This window comes from Roseateles sp. P5_B10, from assembly GCF_056400485.1.
Map to the genome: position 1 here is coordinate 1 of NZ_JBFULE010000658.1, position 2,977 is coordinate 2,977.

Here is a 2,977-nt window from a genome sequence, read left to right on the forward strand (position 1 = left end):
CGCCGAGACCTTGAAGCTGCGCGAGCTTGACTACGTGCAGGCGGCGACGGCCTTCGGCGTCGGCGACTTGGCGATCATGGSCCGCCACATCGTGCCCAACGTCATGCACCTGGTCCTGATCACGGTCGTGCTGAGCTTCTCCGAACTCATCCTGTACGAAGCCGTGCTGACCTATGTCGGCGTCGGCGTCGACCCGGTCATGAACAGCTTCGGCAGCATGATCAACCTGGCCCGCGCCGAGATGTCGCGCGACCCGGTGGTCTGGTGGAGTTTCGCGGCGGCCTTCGGTTTCATGGTTGGCCTGGTGTTGGCGGCCAATCTGTTTGCCGATGGCGTGCGCGACGCTTTCGATCCCAAGGCCCGCTCCACCCGGCCGCGTGTCTTCCAGCGCAAGGGGGTCGCCGATGCTTGAGATCGACGACCTGCGGGTTCAGCTGGATGCCGACGCGGGCCTCGTGCGTGCCATCGACGGCCTGCATCTCGCGCTGACCCGCGGCGAGACCTTTGCGCTGGTCGGCGAGAGCGGCTGCGGCAAGAGCATGACGGCGCTGGCGTTGATGYGCCTGCTGCCCGAGAACGGCCGCATCGCCGGTGGTGCCGTGCGCCTGGACGGGCAGGACCTGCTGGCGCTGCCCGAGAGCCGCATGCGCGAGGTGCGCGGCGGCCGGGTGTCGATGATCTTCCAGGAGCCCTCGACCAGCCTGAACCCGGTCATGCGCGTGGGTGACCAGATCGTCGAGGCTATCGAAGCCCATACGCCGCTGCGCGGCACCGCGGCGCGTGCCAAGGCCATCGACTGGCTGGCCCGGGTCGGCATCCCCGAGCCGCAGCGCCGCATCGACGACTACCCGTTCCGCCTGTCGGGCGGCCAGAAGCAGCGCGTGATGATCGCCATTGCGCTGGCGGCCGAGCCGGAGTACCTGATCGCCGACGAGCCGACGACGGCGCTGGACGTGACCATCCAGGCGCAGATCCTCGATTTGATCCGCGACCTGCAGCACGAGCGCCAGCTCGGCGTGCTGCTGATCACCCATGACCTGGCCGTCGTCAGCGGCATGGCCCACCGAGTGGCGCTGATGTATGCGGGCCAGATCATCGAGGTGGCGCCAGCCGCCGAGTTCTTCGCGGCGCCCAAGCACCCCTATGCCCGGTTGCTGCTGCAGGCTTTGCCCGGTGCTGCCCGGCGCGGCGAGCCGCTGGCGGCCATCGCCGGCATGGTGCCGCCGCTGTGGACGGCATTCGCCGGTTGCCGCTTTGCGCCGCGTTGCGACAAGGCCATGAGCCACTGCGCAACCACCGCACCGGCGCTGGCCGAAGAAGGCCCGCAGCACAAGGTGCGCTGCCTGCTCTACAGCCAGCCGGGCGAGGCCTTGCCGCGAGAGCCTGCGGTCGCCAGGGTGTTGATGGCAGCGGCGCCGGGGCAGGGCGAGCCGCTGCTGGACGTGCGCGACCTATGCGTGCGCTTCGCGCTGAAGGCGCCGCTCTTTCACCGCGGCCCGCGCTATTTCAACGCGGTGGACGGCATCAGCTTCCAACTCCATGCCGGCCGCACGCTGGCCCTGGTCGGCGAATCCGGTTGCGGCAAGACGACCTCGGGCAAGGCCATCGTGCAACTGCTGCGCCGACAGGCCAGCATCAGCGGCCAGGCTCTCTTCGAAGGCCAGGACCTGTTCAGGCTGGCCGGCCCGGCGCTGCAGCAGGTGCGGCGCTACATCCAGATCATCTTCCAGGACCCGTTCGCGTCGCTGAACCCGCGCATGCGCGTCGCCGACGTGCTGGAGGAGGGCTTGATCGCGCTGCGCCCCGACCTCGACGCTACAGCCCGCCGCGAGCGCCTGCACACCCTGGTCGACCAGGTCGGACTGCGCCGCGACGCCCTGCAGCGCTGGCCCCACGAGTTCTCCGGCGGCCAGCGGCAGCGCATCGCCATCGCCCGCGCGCTGGCGGTCGAGCCCAGGCTGATCGTCTGCGACGAGCCGACSTCGGCGCTGGAYGTCTCSGTGCAGGCSCAGATYCTCAACCTGCTGCGCGAACTGCAGCGCGAGCAGGGCCTGGCCTATCTCTTCATCACGCACAACATTGGCGTGGTCGAGTACATCGCTGATGAGGTCGCCGTGATGCAAGCGGGCCGCGTCGTCGAGCGCGGAAGGTGTGATGAAGTACTCAGACAGCCAACTGCAAGCTTTACGCAAGTTTTACTGAAGGCGGTGCCCCGGTTGGTCTCGATCACGTCGCGCGTAGACAACGGCTAGGGTTTGACACTAGGCCTCGTAACTCTGAGAAACCGTTTCGTATCAATGGCTTACCGCCGATTGGCGCGGTCCTAGGTGCATGTACGGGGAGGGGGGCGATGCTGCGACCGCACAAACTTCCGGCACCCCAAATCTGAGCTGATCGCTCAGGCCAAGGATCGGCCCTACCCAGGGCCAGCACCGCCTCACCACAAAGGCGGGCATCCATCCATTCAGGAGTGTCAATGTTCAAAAAATCCATCATCACCAGCGCCGTCCTGGCCTTGGCCGCAACGAGCGCGCTGGCTCAGGACGCACAAAAGCTGGAACGCATCGAGATCACTGGCTCCAGCATCAAGCGCATCGACGCTGAAACGGCTGTGCCGCTGACCATCGTCACGCGCGAATCCATCGACAAGTCCGGCGCCTCGAATGTCCAGGAACTGGTCGACCGCCTCAGCTCGAACAACGGCGGTGGCCGCTCCCTCGGTGAGTCCATCGGCGACTCCGCCGCCACCGGCCAGACCGGCGCCTCGCTGCGCGGCCTGGGCCGCGAGCGCACCCTGGTGCTGCTGAATGGCCGCCGCCTGGCAATCTACCCTTTCGCCGGCGCCGGCGTTGACCTGAACGCCATCCCCCTGGCCGCCATCSAGCGCRTCGARATCCTGCKCGACGGCGCCTCGTCGACCTATGGCTCCGACGCCATCGGCGGCGTCATCAACTTCATCACCCGCAAGGACTTCTCC

The 2,977-nt window shown here is 67.5% G+C and carries 3 protein-coding genes; all 3 read left to right on the plus strand.

What is annotated here, in order from left to right:
• Positions 1-412 (plus strand): ABC transporter permease (locus AC1DU6_RS25510; protein ID WP_477860510.1); only part of this gene is annotated, 412 nt, incomplete at its 5' end.
• Complete coding sequence (locus AC1DU6_RS25515; RefSeq protein ID WP_477860512.1) at positions 405-2,252, plus strand: ABC transporter ATP-binding protein; 1,848 nt, start codon at positions 405-407, stop codon at positions 2,250-2,252. The genes AC1DU6_RS25510 and AC1DU6_RS25515, both read left to right, overlap by 8 nt.
• Positions 2,253-2,476: 224 nt before the next feature.
• Positions 2,477-2,977, plus strand: a 501-nt coding sequence (locus tag AC1DU6_RS25520) for a TonB-dependent receptor plug domain-containing protein (protein WP_477860514.1), incomplete at its 3' end; no start/stop codon positions are given.